Origin of the sequence: Pseudomonas sp. 43A, assembly GCF_013363935.1 — a bacterium.
Lineage (GTDB): Bacteria > Pseudomonadota > Gammaproteobacteria > Pseudomonadales > Pseudomonadaceae > Aquipseudomonas > Aquipseudomonas crudilactis.
On record NZ_CP054880.1, the window covers coordinates 3382449 to 3399512 of the forward strand.

17 protein-coding genes are annotated in these 17064 nt (G+C 60.6%); 12 read left to right on the top strand and 5 right to left on the bottom strand.

Annotated features, from left to right (window positions below):
* From HUW52_RS14735 to HUW52_RS14775, 9 genes are all read left to right on the top strand, one after another.
* Nucleotides 1-957: an ABC transporter permease gene (locus tag HUW52_RS14735; RefSeq protein ID WP_077572462.1), complete on the top strand. Its 957-nt coding sequence runs from the start codon at nucleotides 1-3 to the stop codon at nucleotides 955-957.
* Entirely contained in the window at nucleotides 954-1829 is an 876-nt protein-coding gene (locus HUW52_RS14740) for an ABC transporter permease (RefSeq protein ID WP_016987772.1), read from the top strand. The genes HUW52_RS14735 and HUW52_RS14740 overlap by 4 nt, the downstream gene beginning before the upstream one ends.
* A 1-nt stretch (nucleotide 1830) precedes the next feature.
* A complete protein-coding gene (locus HUW52_RS14745; protein WP_175554054.1) occupies nucleotides 1831-3672 on the top strand; it encodes an ABC transporter ATP-binding protein in 1842 nt (613 codons plus the stop codon).
* Nucleotides 3669-3977 carry a (2Fe-2S)-binding protein gene (locus HUW52_RS14750; protein ID WP_016987774.1) on the top strand — a complete coding sequence of 103 codons (309 nt, stop codon included), beginning with the start codon at nucleotides 3669-3671 and terminating at the stop codon, nucleotides 3975-3977. The genes HUW52_RS14745 and HUW52_RS14750 overlap by 4 nt, the downstream gene beginning before the upstream one ends.
* Entirely contained in the window at nucleotides 3959-5335 is a 1377-nt protein-coding gene (locus tag HUW52_RS14755) for an NAD(P)/FAD-dependent oxidoreductase (RefSeq protein ID WP_175554055.1), read from the top strand. The genes HUW52_RS14750 and HUW52_RS14755 overlap by 19 nt, the downstream gene beginning before the upstream one ends.
* A complete protein-coding gene (locus tag HUW52_RS14760; protein WP_175554056.1) occupies nucleotides 5332-6486 on the top strand; it encodes an FAD-binding oxidoreductase in 1155 nt (384 codons plus the stop codon). The genes HUW52_RS14755 and HUW52_RS14760 overlap by 4 nt, the downstream gene beginning before the upstream one ends.
* Nucleotides 6483-7640: an acetylornithine deacetylase gene (gene argE, locus HUW52_RS14765; RefSeq protein WP_175554057.1), complete on the top strand. Its 1158-nt coding sequence runs from the start codon at nucleotides 6483-6485 to the stop codon at nucleotides 7638-7640. Before HUW52_RS14760 ends, argE begins: the two co-directional genes overlap by 4 nt.
* Nucleotides 7641-7801: 161 nt before the next feature.
* Nucleotides 7802-9259 carry an NAD-dependent succinate-semialdehyde dehydrogenase gene (locus tag HUW52_RS14770; RefSeq protein ID WP_016987778.1) on the top strand — a complete coding sequence of 486 codons (1458 nt, stop codon included), beginning with the start codon at nucleotides 7802-7804 and terminating at the stop codon, nucleotides 9257-9259.
* A gap of 26 nt (nucleotides 9260-9285) precedes the next feature.
* A complete protein-coding gene (locus tag HUW52_RS14775) occupies nucleotides 9286-10365 on the top strand; it encodes a tartrate dehydrogenase (RefSeq protein WP_175554058.1) in 1080 nt (359 codons plus the stop codon).
* A 119-nt stretch (nucleotides 10366-10484) separates the two neighbouring features.
* On the opposite strand, the gene HUW52_RS14780 is transcribed toward HUW52_RS14775, so the two are convergent.
* Complete coding sequence (locus HUW52_RS14780) at nucleotides 10485-11411, bottom strand: glyoxylate/hydroxypyruvate reductase A (protein ID WP_175554059.1); 927 nt, start codon at nucleotides 11409-11411, stop codon at nucleotides 10485-10487.
* Nucleotides 11412-11682: 271 nt separating this feature from the next.
* Here HUW52_RS14780 and gabT point away from each other — a divergent pair, with 271 nt between their 5' ends.
* The 3 genes from gabT (at nucleotide 11683) to HUW52_RS14795 (ending at nucleotide 14260) form a co-directional block, all read left to right on the top strand.
* Complete coding sequence (gene gabT, locus HUW52_RS14785) at nucleotides 11683-12975, top strand: 4-aminobutyrate--2-oxoglutarate transaminase (protein WP_016987781.1); 1293 nt, start codon at nucleotides 11683-11685, stop codon at nucleotides 12973-12975.
* 95 nt (nucleotides 12976-13070) lie between these two features.
* Nucleotides 13071-13727 carry a 2-haloalkanoic acid dehalogenase gene (locus tag HUW52_RS14790; protein ID WP_175554060.1) on the top strand — a complete coding sequence of 219 codons (657 nt, stop codon included), beginning with the start codon at nucleotides 13071-13073 and terminating at the stop codon, nucleotides 13725-13727.
* A 44-nt stretch (nucleotides 13728-13771) separates the two neighbouring features.
* Nucleotides 13772-14260, top strand: coding sequence for an Lrp/AsnC family transcriptional regulator (locus HUW52_RS14795; protein WP_016987783.1), 489 nt, complete (start codon nucleotides 13772-13774; stop codon nucleotides 14258-14260).
* Nucleotides 14261-14293: 33 nt separating this feature from the next.
* Here the strand turns inward: HUW52_RS14795 and HUW52_RS14800 are convergent, their stop codons facing one another.
* From HUW52_RS14800 to HUW52_RS14815, 4 genes are all read right to left on the bottom strand, one after another.
* On the bottom strand, nucleotides 14294-15217 hold the full coding sequence (locus HUW52_RS14800; protein ID WP_175554061.1) for a LysR family transcriptional regulator: 924 nt from the start codon (nucleotides 15215-15217) through the stop codon (nucleotides 14294-14296).
* 93 nt (nucleotides 15218-15310) lie between these two features.
* Nucleotides 15311-16021: an SDR family NAD(P)-dependent oxidoreductase gene (locus tag HUW52_RS14805; protein ID WP_016987785.1), complete on the bottom strand. Its 711-nt coding sequence runs from the start codon at nucleotides 16019-16021 to the stop codon at nucleotides 15311-15313.
* Between the two features lie 49 nt (nucleotides 16022-16070).
* Entirely contained in the window at nucleotides 16071-16727 is a 657-nt protein-coding gene (locus HUW52_RS14810) for a DsbA family oxidoreductase (protein WP_175554062.1), read from the bottom strand.
* Complete coding sequence (locus HUW52_RS14815; RefSeq protein ID WP_016987787.1) at nucleotides 16724-16939, bottom strand: 4-oxalocrotonate tautomerase family protein; 216 nt, start codon at nucleotides 16937-16939, stop codon at nucleotides 16724-16726. Before HUW52_RS14815 ends, HUW52_RS14810 begins: the two co-directional genes overlap by 4 nt.
* Between the last annotated feature and the right edge of the window lie 125 nt (nucleotides 16940-17064).

Here is a 17064-nt window from a genome sequence, read left to right on the forward strand (position 1 = left end):
ATGAACAGCAACACCTTGTGGTTGATCGGCCGGCGCATGGGCGCCGCGATCGTGACGTTGTTGATTGTGTCCATGGTCGTGTTCGCGATCACGGCGGTATTGCCGGGCGACGCCGCGCAACAATCGCTTGGGCAGTTCGCCACGCCGGAGCAGGTCGCGGCGTTGCGCCTGAAACTGGGCCTCGATCAGCCCGGCGTGTTGCGCTACTTGCACTGGCTGATGAACTTGCTCAGTGGCGACATGGGCCTGTCGGTTTCCAACGCCATGCCGGTGGGTGAGCTGATGGCCGGGCGCGTCCCCAACACCTTGATGCTGGCCGGCGCTACTGCATTGGTTTCGGTACCGGTGGCGCTGATTCTGGGCATCGGTTCGGCGATGGGAAGGGGCGGGCGACTCGACAGCCTGCTGAGCTTTTTCACCCTGGCCATGGTCGCCGTTCCGGAGTTTCTGGTGGCGACCCTGGCGGTGCTGATCTTCGCGGTAAACCTGGGTTGGTTATCGGCGCTGTCCTATGCCAGCGACATCACTTCACCGTGGCAATTCATGCGCACTTACGCTTTGCCGGTGATGACCCTGTGTTGCGTGATCGTCGCGCAAATGGCCCGCATGACCCGCGCGGCGGTGATCGATCAACTCGACAGTCCTTACGTGGAAATGGCTCGGCTCAAAGGGGTCAGCCCGATCCGTATCGTACTGCGGCACGCCTTGCCCAACGCGATCGGGCCGATTGCCAACGCCATCGCCCTGAGCCTTTCCTACCTGCTGGGCGGGGTGGTCATCGTCGAGACCATCTTCAACTATCCCGGTATCGCCAGCCTGATGGTCGATGCCGTGACCAACCGTGACATGGCACTGGTTCAGGCCTGCACCATGTTGTTCTGTACCGCGTACCTGGGGCTGGTGCTGCTCGCCGACCTGTGCGCCATTCTGTCCAACCCGAGGCTGAGAAACCAATGAACAATCTCATTGTGAAATCGACGCCTTCAGCGCCCGACCTGTCGGTGGGCAAGGTGTCCCATGGCCCGGCCTGGCTGGGTCTGATCGGTGCTGCGATGTGCCTTCTGTGGTTGCTGGTGGCAATGTTCGGCCCGTGGTTGGCACCCCATCCGGTGGGCGAAGTGGTGTCGGACAATGTTTTTGACAGCATCAGTGCCCTGTACCCGTTCGGCACGGATTATCTGGGCCGTGACATGCTCAGCCGCGTGCTCGTCGGCGCCCGCTTCACGGTGGGCCTGGCGTTGATTGCTGCGATATTGGCGAGTGGCCTGGGCACCAGTTGCGCGCTGCTGTCGGTGGTGTCGCCAAAATGGCTGGACGAAGTGATCAGTCGCCTGATGGACGCGTTCATCTCGATCCCGAGCAAGATGCTCGCGCTGATCATGGTCTCGGCGTTTGGTTCGTCGGTGATGTTGCTGGTATGCACCGCCGTGCTGAGCTTCGCTCCCGGGGCCTTTCGCATTGCCCGCAGCATGGCAGTGAACATCGAGGCTTTGGAGTACGTACAAGTAGCGCGTACCCGTGGCGAGCGGCGCCTGTACATTGCCTGTGTGGAAATCCTGCCGAACATGCTCAACCCGGTGCTGACCGATCTGGGCCTGCGCTTCGGCTTTATTGTGTTGCTGCTCAGTGGCATGAGCTTTCTGGGCCTGGGCGTGCAGCCGCCCGACGCCGACCTTGGCTCGCTGGTGCGCGAAAATATCGGCGGACTCAATCAGGGCGCGCCGGCCATCGTCATTCCGGCACTGGCGATCGGCACCCTGACCATTGGCGTGAATCTGTTTATCGACAGGCTGTCGTCTCGCCGCAGTCGCCGTTCGGGAGGTCATTGAAATGAGCCAATTGATTCGAGTCGAAGACCTGCGGGTGGTCGCGTGTGGCGAGCGCGGTGAAAGCGAAATCGTCAAAGGCGTGAGTTTCGCCCTGGAAAAAGGCGAAGTATTGGCGCTGATCGGTGAGTCCGGGTCGGGCAAAACCACCATCGCCCTGGCCTTGCTCGGGTACGCCCGGCGTGGCTGCCGGTTGTCCGGCGGAGTGGTGCAGGTCGGTGAGCACGACATGCTGGCCCTCAGCGAAAAAGAGCTGCAAAAACTGCGCGGCAACCGTGTGTCGTACATCGCGCAAAGCGCGGCGGCGGCGTTCAATCCGGCAAAAAGACTGCTCGATCAAGTGGTGGAGGGCGCATTGATTCACGGTTTGGGCACCCGTGCGGTGCTCGAAGCCAAAGCCATCGCGTTGTTTCGCGACCTCGCATTACCGAACCCTGAGCGCATCGGCCAACGTTATCCGCATCAGGTGTCGGGCGGGCAATTGCAGCGGGTGATGGCGGCGATGGCCCTGATCAGCGATCCGTTGCTGGTGGTCCTCGATGAACCGACCACCGCGCTCGATGTGACCACCCAGATCGACGTGTTGCGTGCCTTCAAACGGGTGGTTCGCGAACGAGGTGCGACCGCTGTCTACGTGTCCCACGATCTGGCGGTGGTGGCGCAAATGGCTGACCAGATTGTGGTGCTCAATGGCGGCCAGATATTCGAACAGAGCGCTACCGCGCCGTTGTTGAAGGGGCCGTCCCATGAATACACCCGCAGCCTGTTGGCCGCCGCGCGCCCGGACACCTCGATCCGGCCACCCTGCGGCATTGCTGAAGAGCAACCGCTGCTGACCATCAAAGGCCTGACCGCAGGCTACGGCAACAAGGACACGCACGGCATGCCGGCGATCCGCGTATTGGAAGACATTGATCTGACCGTGCGTCGCGGGCAGGCCATCGGCGTGATCGGTGAGTCCGGTTCCGGCAAGTCGACGCTGGCGCGGGTGGTGGCGGGGTTGCTGTGTCCGGCGCTGGGCGGGTTGACCTTCGATGGTCAGCCACTCGGCGGCTGCCTGTCCGAGCGCACCGACGAGCAGTTCCGACGGATACAGATGGTCTTTCAAAACGCCGATACCGCGCTTAACCCGATGCACAGTGTCAGCACCATCCTCGGTCGGCCGTTGAAAATGTATTTCGGCCTCAAGGGCGCGGCGTTGCACGAACGAATCGGCGAACTGCTCGATCTGGTGCGTTTGCCCCGAACCCTGGCCGAACGTCGGCCGAATGAACTGTCCGGCGGGCAAAAACAACGGGTCAACCTGGCGCGTGCACTGGCGGCAAAACCGGACTTGATCCTGTGCGATGAAGTGACCTCGGCACTGGACACGGTGGTGGGTGCGGCGATTCTCGAACTGTTGCGCGATCTGCGTCAGGAACTGGGCGTTTCGTACCTGTTTATCAGTCACGACATCTCCACCGTGCGCGCGCTGTGCGATGACATTGTGGTGATGTACAGCGGCCACAAAGTTCAGGCCGGAACGCGTCAGGCGTTTGCCCAGCCGCCGTTTCACCCCTACACCGACTTGTTGATTCATTCTGTCCCGGAACTGCGCCAGGGCTGGCTGGAGAATTGCGGCACGACGTGTGGCGAACTGCCGCCGGTGGGGGCCCGATCCGACGAACCAGAACTGTGTACGTTCCTCGACCGCTGTCCGGTGCGGGTCGATGGCCTGTGCAATCGCAGCGCGCCGCCGCGTCACAGCATTGACGGCGGCAGTGAAATTCTCTGTCACCACGACAGCGTCGAACTGCTGAAAACCCAGCGCGATGTCATCAATCTGAGTCAGGGAGCCTATGCATGAGCGGGCGTTTTGTAAGGCTGGCCGAACAGGGGCGACCTAGTGTCAACCTGACGGTGGATGGTGCACAGGTGCAAGCGTTGCAGGGTGACACGTTGATGGTGGCTGTCCTGACTCACGGCAATGCCTTGCGTCAATCGGAGTTTGATTCAGGTCGACGCGCCGGGTTTTGCCTGATGGGCGCCTGCCAGGATTGCTGGGTCTGGACGCGCAGCGGCGAGCGTTTGCGCGCCTGTTCCAATGAAGTGCGTGAAGGCCTGGACATTGTCACCACGCAACCGGAGGCAAAATGGCCATTGCACGCATAGTCATTGTCGGCGCTGGGCCTGCGGGCATTCGTTGTGCCGAAACGCTGGTGGCGGCCGGTTTCAAACCGACGCTGATCGATGAAAATCGCCGCGACGGCGGACAAATCTATCGTCGCCAGCCCGAGGGTTTCACCCGCGACTACGCCACGCTGTACGGCAGCGAAGCGCATAAGGCGCAAGACCTGCATGAGAGCTTTGATCGCCTGCGCGAGCGGATCGACTATCGCCCGGACACCCTGGTGTGGAATCTCACGCCGGGACAATTGTGCTGCGTCAGTCAGGGCCGGCACTCGACGCTGGATTACGACGCGTTGCTGCTCTGCACGGGGGCCACTGACCGGCTGATGCCGATTGAAGGCTGGCAACTGGCGGGCACTTACAGCCTTGGCGGGGCGCAGATTGCGCTCAAGTCTCAAGCGGTGTCGATTGGTCGCAGCGTTGTGTTCATGGGCAGCGGGCCGTTGCTGTATCTGGTGGCCAGTCAGTATGTGAAAGCCGGGGCGACGGTGGCCGCGGTGCTGGACACCTCGCCGCTGCACAAGCGTATCGGCGCACTGCCGAAATTGCTCGCGCGCCCCGGCGTGCTGTTGACCGGGATGAAATTGTTGGCGCAGTTGTATCGGGCAAAGATACCGGTGCATCTCGGCGTCGAGCCGTTGCAGGTCCTGGGTGATGCAGCCAGCGGTGTCAGCGGCGTGCGGATACGCACCGGTAAAGGTGAAACGCTGAGTCTGGATTGCGACGCCGTGGCGTTGGGTTATCACTTGCGTCCGGAAACTCAGCTGGCGGATCTGGCGGGATGCCGGATGGCGTTTGACCAGGCGTCCGGCCAGTGGTGGCTGGCGGTCGACGAAGCAGGGCGCACGTCGGTCAGCGGTGTCTACGCTGCCGGCGACGGCGCGAAAATTCGCGGTGCCGATGCGGCTGAGCACGCCGGGCGACTGGTGGCCATGGCCTTGCTGGAAGATTTGAACCAACCGGTAAACGCCGGTCTGCGTGAGCAACAACGGCAGGCGCTGGTGGTGATGGATCAGTTTCGTCTTGGCCTGGCGCAAGCCTTTCCCTGGCCTGCGCAGCAAGCCGCGGCGTTGCCGGATGCTGCCATTGTCTGTCGGTGCGAAATGATCAGCGCCGGTGAACTGCGCCGCACTGTCAGCGAGAAGGGCGCCTGTGAGGTCAACCGTGCCAAAGCATTCAGCCGGGTCGGCATGGGCCGCTGTCAGGGCCGTTATTGTTCCCAGGCCGGGGCCGAGGTGATCGCGGCAGCGGCGGGTGTCAGCGTGCAGCAGGTCGGTCGACAACGCGGCCAGGCGCCGGTCAAACCGCTTTCGATGTTCACCGAGGAGGTGTCGCCATGACTGTTGAAAAAGCTGATGTGGTGATTGTCGGCGGTGGCTTGATGGGCTCGGCGGCAGCGTTTTTCCTGCGTCGTCGCGGGCACTCGGTGATCCTGCTTGAGCGTGACCAGATCGGCCAGTACGCCAGCGGTGTCAACTTCGGCAACGTCCGTCGTCAGGGCCGCTACCTGGGGCAACTGGAACTGGCCAACCGTTCATGGGCATTGTGGAAGCGCTTGCCGGAACTGATCGATGACGACCTGGAGTTCATCGCCAGCGGGCACATGCGCGTGTGTTATCGCGACGACGAAATTGCCGAACTGGAGGCGTATGCCGACGCGCCGGAAGCAGCGCAGCTGGATCTGCAAATCTACCGTGGCCAAGCGTTGCATGAGCGCTTTCCCTTCCTCGGCCCGGACGTCAAGGGCGGCTCTTACGCCCCGCACGATGGCCACGCCAATCCACGCCTGGCGGCACCGGCATTTGCCCGGGCAGCACGGCGTTTGGGGGCGCGGATCGAAGAACAGACTGAAGTGGCCGAAGTGCAAAAGGTTGCTGGCGATTTTCGCGTCAGCACCACCGATGGCCGCCAGTTCAGCGCGGCGCAGTTGTTGATTACTGCTGGTGCGTGGGGGCAGAAGCTGTCGCAACAGTTCGGCGAACCGGTGCCGCTGGACACCCACGGCCCGCAAATGGCCGTGACCGAGCCGGTGCCGTACGCGTTGCCGACGGTGATTGGCGTTTACACCAAAATCGCCGAAGAAGTGATCTATTTTCGGCAGATTCCGCGCGGCAACATCGTCATCGGTGGCGGCTACCGCAGCAAGCCGGACATGCTCAATCGCCGCGCCTATTTCGAGCCGCGCAGTCTGCTCAATCAGATGGCACAGATGCGGCGCCTGCTGCCAGGTGTCGGCAATCTGAACATCATCCGCGTCTGGAGTGGCATTGAAGGTTATCTGCCGGACTCCTTGCCTATCATGGGACCGAGCGGCACGGTTGACGGATTGTTCTATGCCTTCGGGTTCTGCGGCCACGGCTTCCAGCTCGGCCCTGGCGTGGGTGACGTCATGGCCGAACTGATCAGCACCGGCAGTACCAGCACTTCGATTGAACCGTTCTCCATCCGCCGGTTCGCCACTCTGACCGAGCAACGGAGCAAAGCCTCATGAAGCCGCGCGTACTGGAGATTCTCAAGCGTTTGTTGGCGTTCGACACAGTCTCTTCGGAGTCGAACATGGCCCTGATTGATTACGTCCGCGAATTGCTACTGAGCAAGGGCATCGATTCGCTGATCGTCAAAGACGAAACCGGCAAGAAAGCCAACCTGTTCGCCAGCACCGGTCCGCAAACCTTGCCGGGTATCCTGCTGTCCGGGCACACCGACGTCGTGCCGGCGGCAGGGCAGGCGTGGACGCTTGAGCCGTTTCAGGCGACGCTGCAGGACGGGCGAATTTACGGGCGCGGCAGTTGCGACATGAAAGGGTTCATTGCCTTGGCCATCGACGCGATGCTCGACGCTGCCGACCATTCGCTGAACCGGCCTTTGCAACTGGCATTGTCCCACGACGAAGAAACCGGCTGCGTCGGTGTGCGGCGCTTGCTTGATGTTTTGCATCTGGCCCCGGTGCGCCCGTTTCTGTGCCTGATTGGTGAGCCGACCAACATGCAGTTCGTACTCGGGCACAAGGGCAAGGGCTCCTATCGCACCTACTGTCGTGGCCTGGAAGCGCATTCATCACTGGCGCCTCGCTCGGTCAATGCGATTCACGTGGCTTGCGACTTTATCGCCGCACTGCGCGACAGTCAGCGCCAATTGCAGGAGCAGGGCGCACAGGATACGGATTACGACGTGCCTTACACCACGGTGCATGTCGGTCAGATTGGTGGCGGGCGCGCCCTGAACATCGTGCCCAATCTGTGCACTCTGGACTTCGAGGTGCGCAACTTGCCGGCCGATGATCTGGACCAGTTTCTCGCGCAGATGCAGGAGCGCGCCGAGCTGATCGTGCGCGAGGCGCGTTTACTGTCGAGCGTCGCCGCCATCGAGATCGAAACGCTGAACGTCTATCCCGGGCTCGACACGCATCCGAGCGTCGAAGCCGTGCGCTTTCTGAAAAACTTCGCCGCGCCGGATACCGGTGTGTCCAAGGTGTCTTTCGGCACGGAAGGCGGTTTGTTCAAGCAGCGTCTGGATGTGCCGGTGGTGGTGTGCGGGCCGGGTTCGATCGAGCAGGCGCACAAGCCCGATGAGTTTATCGAGGTCAGTCAGATGGAGGCCGGGGAACGCTTTCTTCAGGGTTTGCTGGGGTCGCTGAAACAATGACGGTGCCTGTAGGTGCGAGCCGGCTCGCGCCTACAGGGTTTTGTGTTGATCTGCTGTTGCGGCGAAAATTTCAGCATCCGACGCCGTCTTCAACGCGCTTTCAGCATCCTCCCCCGTAGTACCTCCCTAGACTGGAGCATGTCTCGAATCAGGACTCGACCATGCTCAAGAATCGTTTGAAAGACTCCAGCCTTTTGGCAGAACTCGCTTATGTAGACGGGCAGTGGATCGGCGCCGATGACGCCGCGACCATTGACGTTATTGATCCGGCCAGCGGTCAGTTGCTTGCCCGGGTGCCGGCCATGCAAGGCGCGGAGACCCGCCGCGCCATCGAGGCCGCCGACAAGGCCTGGCCAGCCTGGCGTGCGCGCCCGGCCGCCGAACGCGCCACTTTGCTTGAGCGTTGGTATCAGGCCATGGTCGACAACCTCGATGATCTGGCACTGATCATGACCTGCGAACAGGGCAAGCCGCTGAACGAGGCCAAAGGCGAAATCCGCTACGGTGCCGGGTTCGTCAAATGGTTCGCTGAAGAGGCCCGCCGGGTCTACGGCGAAACCATGCCGGCACCCGGCGGCGACCGTCGGTTGCTGACCTTGAAGCAACCGGTCGGCGTCTGCGCGGCGATCACCCCTTGGAACTTCCCCAATGCGATGATCACCCGAAAATGCGCGCCGGCGCTGGCGGCGGGTTGCCCGATCATTGTCAAACCGTCGGATCTCACACCGCTGTCGGCGCTGGCGCTGGCGGTATTGGCAGAACGTGTCGGTATTCCGGCCGGTGTGTTCAATGTGGTGACCGGAATGCCCGCTGGCATTGGTGAAGAGCTGACTGGCAACCCGACAGTTCGCAAGATCTCCTTTACCGGCTCGACCCCCGTAGGCCGTTTGCTGATGCGCCAGAGCGCCGAGCACATCAAGCGCTTGAGTCTGGAGTTGGGCGGTAACGCGCCCTTCATTGTCTTCGATGACGCCGATCTGGAGCAGGCCGTGGCCGGGGTCATGCTCAGCAAATTTCGCAATGCCGGCCAGACTTGCGTGTGTGCCAACCGCATCCTTGTGCAAAACGGCATCTATGAACGCTTCGCTCAGCGACTGGTGGAAGAGGTCGGCAAGCTCAAGGTCGGTAATGGCCTGGAGGCTGACGTCACGATTGGCCCGCTGATCAACCCGGCCGCGGTAAACAAAGTCGCGCGGCACATCGACGATGCGCTGACCCAGGGCGCGCGCTTGCTCTGTGGCGGCATGCCGGATGCCAGCAGTCAGTTCGTGCAACCCACCGTTCTGGGCGATGCCCATGCCGGCATGCTGCTGGCCAACGAAGAAACCTTCGGCCCGGTGGCACCGTTGATGCGGTTTGACAATGAGGCTCAAGCCCTCGCCCTGGCCAATGCCACGCCGTATGGCCTGGGTGCCTACTATTTCACCCAGGATCTGCGCCGCTCCTGGCGGTTCGGTGAAGCGCTGGAGTTCGGCATGGTCGGCCTCAATACCGGAATCATCTCCATGGATGTCGCGCCGTTCGGCGGTATCAAGCAATCGGGGCTGGGCCGCGAGGGCAGCAAGTACGGCCTGGATGAATACCTTGAAATCAAAGCCTTCCACATCGGCGGGCTGTAATTCACGTGCATGGGGAGGCAGGTTCAATGAGCAAGGCATTCAAGATCGCCGCGATTGCCGGCGACGGCATTGGCAAGGAAGTGTTGCCCGAAGGTTTGCGTGTGCTGGAGAAGGCTGCGAAAAAATGGCAGTTGGACTTGAACATTGAAGTTCTTGAATGGGCCAACTGCGATTATTACCTGGAGCATGGGCAAATGATGCCCGATGACTGGTTTGAGCAGCTCAAGGGCTTCGACGCGATTTATTTCGGCGCCGTCGGCTGGCCAGACAAGGTGCCCGATCACATTTCGTTGTGGGGATCACTGCTGAAGTTTCGCCGCGATTTCGACCAATACGTGAATATCCGTCCGGTGCGTCTGTTTCCCGGTGTCCCGTGCCCGCTGGCCGGGCGCGAACCGGGCGACATCGACTTCGTGGTGATCCGCGAGAACACGGAGGGCGAGTATTCCTCGGTAGGCGGAAAAATGTTCGAAGGCACCGAGCATGAGTTCGTGTTGCAAGAGTCAGTGTTCACCCGTCGCGGTGTCGACCGAATTCTGAAATTCGCCTTCGATCTGGCCCAGACCCGCCCGCGCCAGCGTCTGACGGCGGCGACCAAGTCCAATGGTATTTCCATCAGCATGCCCTACTGGGACGAGCGCACCGCGTTGATGGCGGCGAACTACCCGCAAGTTACCTGGGACAGGCAACACATCGATATCCTCTGCGCACGATTCGTCTTGCAACCGGATCGATTTGATGTGGTCGTGGCCTCGAATCTGTTTGGCGACATCCTGTCCGACCTGGGGCCAGCATGTGCCGGAACCATCGGCATTGCGCCTTCGGCCAACCTCGATCCCGAGCGGCGTTTTCCCTCGTTGTTCGAACCGGTGCATGGTTCGGCGCCGGATATCTACGGGCAGAACATTGCCAACCCGATTGCGATGATCTGGTCCGGTGCGTTGATGCTCGATTTTCTCGGCAACGGTGATGAGCGTTATCGGGCCGCGCATGACGGGATATTGCGGGCAATCGAGCAGGTGATTGCCGACGGCCCGATTACCCCGGATCTCGGCGGAAAAGGCGCGACGCAAGACGTCGGTAAAGCTATCGCCGACATCCTTTAAGTCCACATCAATTCAGCTTGGGGGAGCGAGCCTGCTCGCGAAAGCGGTGTCAGCCCAGAGACGATCAGCTGACGATGCGCATTCGTGAGCAGGCTCGCACACTTGGGTTATTGATGTTTTCAGTAACCCTGCCGGCGGTCGATCTGGCCCGCCATTGGCTCCCCGCGCTCAAACCGGCGAATGTTTTCCAGCAACACTGCAAATGCGGTTTGCGGTTGCGTCATCGCCGCAATGTGCGGCGTCAGCAGAATCTTTGGGTGCGCCCAGAACGGATGATCCGCCGGTGCTGGTTCTTCCTGTAATACATCAAGCACCGCGCCACTGAGCTGACCGCTGTCCAGTGCTTGCAACAGATCGCTTTCCACCAGATGCCCACCACGGCCCATATTGATCAGCGCCGCACCGTGCGGCAGTTGCCGGAACACCTCACGATCAAGAATCCCTTGGGTCTGTTCGGTCAGCGGTAACACGCACAGGAGAATGTCGCACTGGCTGAGAAACGCCGACAGTTGTGCGTCACCCGCGAAGCAATCCACACCGGCAATTTGATGGCGGCTGCGCGCCCAGCCTTTCAACGCGAACCCCAGCGGCTGCAACGTCGCCAGAATCTGTTGCGCCTGCGCACCGAGCCCCATTACCCCGACCCGCCGCTCGTGCGCCGGTTGCAGCATGTGCGCCTGCCAGCAACGCGCGATTTGTTGCTGACGGTAACGCAGCATGTCGCGGTGCAGGCTGAGCACGGCGAAACTGGCGTACTCGCACATGCCACGGGTGATGCCGGGATCAAGCAGGCGCACCACCGGCAGGCTGGGTGGAAGGCGGCTCAGGTCCAGTTGATCGACACCGGCCGACAGCGCGAACAACACTTTCAGGTTTGGCAACACCGCAGCCAGATCGTCCGGCGCTTGCCACGCAGCGAGGTAATCAATGTCGGCCGGATCGCCGATATCTGGCCAGGCGCGCCATTCGATGTCCGGGGCGTGTTCGGCGAACAACGCTTGCCACTGTTCGCCGCGTACAGGGTCAGCTTTATAAAGCAGGGCCATGAGCAATTCCTGAAAGGGGTAGGTGCTTTCATGATCGCGCAATGCCGGCGCAGGATCTGTCGAAAGCGTCGGTGCAAACGGTCTGCGTCACGCTCGATGAACGCAACGGCGGCAGATTCGTCGGGCTGAAGGAATCTGCCGTTTGGCAGGGTCAAAACAGTCGATCCGAATTTCTCAGGGGGGAAGTTCGGCGTAGTTCGTTTCGCGCAAGCCTTAATCTGAACACCATCGCAACCACCTCCAGGTTGCCGGACTCACGATGGGAAATGCCATGAATAGCAAAGTCGACGACACCCCTCATTTGCTCCGTCAGCGCGATCAATTCGTGCCGCGTGGCCTGGTTACCGCTCACCCATTGGTGATTGATCGCGGCCAGGGCGCCGAGTTGTGGGACGTGGACGGCAAGCGCTACCTGGATTTTGTCGGCGGCATCGGCGTGTTGAACATTGGTCACAACCATCCCAAAGTGGTGGCGGCGGTGCAGCAGCAATTGCACAAGATTTCGCACGCCTGTTTCCAGGTGGTTGCCTATCAACCTTATCTGGATCTGGCCCAGCGACTGTGTGAAATGATCGGCGGCCAGCAAGCCTATAAGGCCGCGTTCTTCACCTCCGGCGCCGAAGCGGTCGAGAACGCAGTGAAAATCGCCAGGGCTCACACCGGCCGTTCGGCGGTGATTGCCTTTCGTGGCGGTTTCCATGGTCGTACTTTGCTGGGTACCACGCTGACCGGCATGAGCCAGCCTTACAAACAGAACTTCGGCCCGTTTGCACCGGAGGTTTTTCACACGCCTTACCCGAATGCCTATCGCGGCCTGACCAGTGACATGGCGCTCAAGGCCCTTGAGGAACTGTTCGCAACGCAAGTGGCGCCTGAGCGTGTGGCTGCCATCATCATCGAACCCGTGCAAGGCGACGGCGGCTTTCTTGCTGCACCGGCCGAGTTCCTTCAGGCCCTACGCGCGCTGACCGAAAAGCACGGCATCGTGCTGATTCTCGATGAAATCCAGACGGGGTTCGGCCGCACGGGAAAATGGTTCGGTTTCCAGCACGCGGGCATCCAGCCTGATCTGGTAACCGTGGCGAAAAGTCTGGCCGGTGGTTTGCCGCTGTCGGGGGTGGTCGGTAAAGCGGCCATCATGGACGCGCCGTTGCCCGGAGGTCTGGGTGGCACGTACGGCGGCAACGCGTTGTCATGCGCAGCGGCGCTGGCGGTGATCGAGGCCTTTGAAGAGGAGCAGTTGCTGGCACGCGGCGAGGCGCTGGGCGAGCACTTGCGTCAGGGCTTGCTGCAGTTGCAGAGCCGTTACGCGCAAATCGGCGACGTGCGCGGTACCGGTTTCATGCTGGCGATCGAGTTGATCAAGCCTGACGACGCGCGTACACCCGATGCGGATCTGAATCAACGCTTGATCGATGAGGCGCGCAAGGGCGGCTTGCTGGTGATCAAGTGCGGTGTGCACCGCAATGTTCTGCGTTTTCTCGCGCCACTGGTGGCCACACCGACGCAGATCGACGAAGCCTTGCAGATTCTCGAAAGCGCCTTGGCACGCGTCTTGAACTGAGTGCCTGTGCGCTCGCGGCGGTGCGCCAGCGCATCGCTTGTGAGCATTTGTGGAGCATGGACGGATGGAATGCATCATTGGAGGCTTCGCACGCCATGGGACTGATTGATTATCGAGCGTTGCTCATTGATTGCGATGAAGCGCTGGTCGACCGCGACTCGGGGGTCTGGACGGCATTGCTACCGCTGCTGGTCAGTCGGGGTGGTCATCCGGACAAGGATCAGGTGCTGGCTGAATACCGCGAAGTGCTGCATGCGCTGTATCCGCGTTTCTCTGAGCTAGGCTTCAGTGGCATGTTGTGTTTCGCCCATCGTCAACTCGCCGAACGCTGGGGCTTGAATGCCAGTTGGGAGGAGGGCATGAGCTTTGCCCGGTCGGTGGCGGCATGGTCATTGTTCGAAGACGCGCCAGGTGCGATGTTGTACCTGCGCAAGTTCTACCGCCTGCTGGTTCAGGGCGACCGCGATGCCGAGGATCGTGGTCCGCTGTGCGAGCGTTTGGGGATCAATGCCGACGACTTCATTTCATTGGCCGACGCACCGTTGCAGGACGCCAATTGGCTGAGCGCCAACGCACTGGCACCGGGCGACATTCTCCATATCACGCGCGCCGGTGCGCGCCGAGGGTCGGAGAATGACGTGTGCCTGATCAGTCGTGATCGGGGCAGGCAACTCACGCCCTGCTCGGCGCAATACTGCATCAACAGCATGGCAGACCTGGTGACTCAGCATCAGCTGTCATTACGGCGCTGATTTTGCTAGAAGATTGTCCTACAAATGGCAGTCAGAGGTATGCAATGGAAGGGATAGTAAAACTGGACCGGATCGACATCAGCATTCTTGTCGAGTTGCAGAAGGATGGCCGCATGACCAACGTCAGCCTCGCCGATGCCGTTGGGCTGTCGGCCAGCCCGTGTCTGCAACGGGTCAAGCGACTGGAGTCGGCGGGTTATATTTCCAGCTACAAAGCGCACCTGAATCTGGCGAAGATCACCGACTCGGTCACGGTGTTTACCGAAATCACCTTGAGCGATCACAAACGCGAGGATTTCGCCAAATTCGAATCCAATATTCGTTTGGTCGACGAAGTGCTTGAATGTCATTTGATCAGCGGTGGCTACGATTATCTGGTGCGCTTCATGACCCGCAGCATCCAGCATTATCAGGAAGTGATCGAAAGCTTGCTGGACAAGAATATCGGCATTTCCAAGTACTTCAGTTACATCGTCATCAAGTCGCCCGTACTCAAGGATGGCGTGCCGCTGCGCAAGTTGCTGCGGCACTGAACTGCAGTTGCTGCCACCGCGTGGACTTCAGCGCTAAGCCCCAGCCCACTCATCACGATACTGCAACAGAAAGTCGACAAACGCCCTGACCCGTTGCGGCACATACCGACCGTGCGGGTACAACAATGTGTAGGGGCGCGAGCGGCCGGCGTAAGGTTGTAGAACCTCGACGAGGCTGCCGTCGGCCAGCTCTTTTTCAACGATGAACCTGTAGGTCTGGAAGACCCCCGCGCCGTGTTTGGCCAGGGTGACGCCGCCGAGTACATCGTCTGAGCAGGAGTAGCCCCCCTCGGAAATCACTTCCCGATCATCGCCGTTTTCCTGGAATAGCCAGGAGATCCGCCGTCCGCTGCTGGGCAGTTCGAACTGAATGCATTCGTGTTGCACCAGATCTTCCAGCGTTTCGGGTACGCCAGCCTTTTTCAGATAGTCGGGAGAGGCGACCACCACCAGTTTTGCATCCTCCAGCAGGCGCGCGACCATGGTCGAGTCCGGCTGCGCTCGGACGCGGATCGCCAGGTCGTAGCCTTCACCGACAAAGTCGATATTGCGGTTGCCCAAGTGGATGTCGACGGTGACGTCAGGGTAGAGCGCGCGGAATTTTGGTAGCAGCGGCAGGATGCGGTGATGCCCGTAAGTGGTCGGCAGGCTGATGCGCAACAGCCCTGACGGTGACGTCTGTGCGCCCATGACTTCCTGTTGCGCTTCGACCAGTTGCGTCAGCGCCTGGCTGCACTGGACGAAAAAGTTTCTGCCAGCTTCGGTCAAGCGAATACTGCGCGTGGTTCGGGCAAACAGGCGCGAACCCAAGCGCTGTTCCAGACGCAGAATCGACCGGCTCACGGCGGCCGGCGTTACACCCGCAAGCTGGGCAGCAGCGGTGAAACTGCCGGCTTCAGCGGCGAGGCAGAACAGTTCGATACTGCCCAGTTGCAAGTCATCAAAGTGGCGCTTCATGTGAGTACACCGAGGATCAACTGACATTTCATCCTCCGCCTTATCTCATGAAGCGGCACCGCCGGTACACACCGGCAGTGCTGCGCGGCGGTCTCAGTGGCCAGCGCTCTGACCACCGTCAACGTGGAGGATTTCGCCGGTGACGAAGTTCGCGCTGTCCAGGTAAAGGATCGCTTGCACGATGTCGTCGATTTCGCCCATATGCCCAACCGGATGCAGGCTACCGAGGGCGGCGTGGGTTTCTTCGCCGTGCATCGGTGTCTTGATGATGCCGGGCGACACCGCGTTGACCCGAATACCGCGCTTGGCGTACTCGATGGCCAGCGATTTGGTCGCCGCGTTGATGCCACCCTTGGTCAGCGACGCGAGCACCGACGGTACGCCGTCAATCGCGTGGTCAACCAGACTGGTGGTGACGCTGACGATGTGGCCGCTAGCGTTTTTCTCCATTTCGGCGATGGCCAATTGCGAGATGTGGAAGAAGCCGCTCATGTTGGTCGCCACTACTTGTGCGTAGTCTTCTTTGCTGTATTCGGTGAAGGGCTTGGCGACGAAAATCCCGGCGTTATTCACCAGCGTGTCGATACGACCGAAGCGTGCAACGGCTTCGCGGATCACCCGCTCGGCGGTCTGCGGGTCGGCAATGTCACCGGCGACGGCGAGAATGTCCGGGTCAGTGGAAGGCTTGATCGAGCGCGAGGTCGCGACAACCTGATAGCCGCGCTCACGGAATCCCTTGACCAGACCTGCGCCAATGCCTTGCGAGGCGCCAGTGATCACTACAACTTTTTTGGACGTGTTCATGATGTTTCCTCATGCAATCTGGATGGTTTGAATAAACGGATTTCGCAGGTCAGGCGTGAGCCGCAACCTGTGCTGCCTGACGTAACGCTTGCTGGTAATAAGCGACGGACTGGGAGCCGGGGATGACCTGTTTGTCATCGAGAACCATCGCCGGAACCGAGTCGATGCCGCGTTGCTGATAAAACCGCTCGAGTTCGCGCACCTGTTGGCTGAACTCTGCATTTGCCAGCACTTCATGCGCACGCTGGCTGTCGAGCCCTACGGCACCTGCCAGAGTTGCCAGCGTGGTGCGGTTATTCGGGTTTTCGCCGTCAGTGAAGTAGGCCTTGAGCAAAGCTTGCTTCAACTCACGCTGACGTCCTTGTGTGGCGGCCCAGAACAGCAGTCGGTGGGCGTCAAAGGTGTTGTGGAAATGGCTGCGTTTTTCCAGGTCGAAGTGAAAACCGATCTGCTCGCCGCGTTCGATGATCATCGCGTTGCGATCCGCCACTTGCTCAGCGCTGCGCCCGTATTTGCGCATCATGTGCTCGATGGCGTGCTCACCTTCGGCGGGCATGTCCGGGTTCAGTTCGAACGGTTTGTAAGTCAACTCGACGGTGACTTCGCCCGCCAGATTCTCGATCGCTTGCTCCAGCGCCGTGACGCCCAACGCGCACCAGGGGCAAACGACATCCGAGACGAAGTCGATTTTCACGGTGCGGCTCACGACTGCGAATCCGCTAACTGCTGGCGATACTCGGTGGTGGTGATGCCGGCATAACCCCAGTTATCGGTGTCGACTTCTTCGATGACGATGTGGGTGAGTTTCGGATCCTTGTGCAGAACCCGCTGCATCGTTTCGGTGATTTCCTTGATGACCTGGGCTTTCTGTTCCCGGGTCACGCCGTCACGGGTGATGCGTACGCTGATGAAAGGCATTTGGGGTATCTCCAGTCGCTGGCCCGTCGAAGTGATGGGCGGCTGTTGGAGAGAACTTTAAGAGGAAGGTGGGAGTTGATAAATGGGGTTTGAGGTACATCATTTGTGATGTGGTGTATCAAATG